Origin of the sequence: Nonomuraea sp. NPDC048916, from assembly GCF_040649575.1 — a bacterium.
Classification (GTDB): Bacteria; Actinomycetota; Actinomycetes; order Streptosporangiales; family Streptosporangiaceae; genus Nonomuraea.
Genome location: NZ_JBEZFS010000188.1, coordinates 1 through 526 on the forward strand (window position 1 = coordinate 1; position 526 = coordinate 526).

The 526-nt window shown below is 66.9% G+C and carries 1 protein-coding gene; it reads right to left on the reverse strand.

Going from position 1 to position 526, the window contains the following annotated elements; all coding sequences use genetic code 11:
* Positions 1 to 526, reverse strand: a 526-nt coding sequence (locus AB0C16_RS40370; RefSeq protein WP_357691463.1) for a TCP-1/cpn60 chaperonin family protein, incomplete at both ends; no start/stop codon positions are given.

Sequence of the window (526 nt, forward strand, 5' to 3'; positions counted from 1 at the left end):
GACGACCTTGCGGGCGTGGCCGAGCTGGTCGAGCGTGGCGCTCTCCAGCTTGAGGCCGATCTCCTCGGCGATGACCTGACCACCGGTCAGGATCGCGATGTCGCCCAGCATGGCCTTGCGGCGGTCACCGAAGCCCGGAGCCTTGACCGCGACCGACCGGAAGACGGCCTTCATCTTGTTGACGATCAGGGTGGCCAGGGCCTCGCCCTCGACGTCCTCGGCGATGACCAGCAGCGGCTTGCCGGTCTGCACGACCTTGTCGAACAGGGGCACCGCGTCCCTGTTGGCGGAGACCTTGCCGCTCACGATCAGGACGTACGGGTCGTCCAGGACCGCTTCGAGCCGGTCGGAGTCGGTGATGAAGAGCGGGGCGATGTACCCCTTGTCGAAGCGCATGCCCTCGGTGAGCTCGAGCTCGAGGCCGAAGGTGTTGCTCTCCTCGACGGTGATGACGCCTTCCTTGCCGACCTTGTCCATCGCCTCGGCGATGAGAGCGCCGATCTCGGGGTCGGCGGCGGAGATGGAG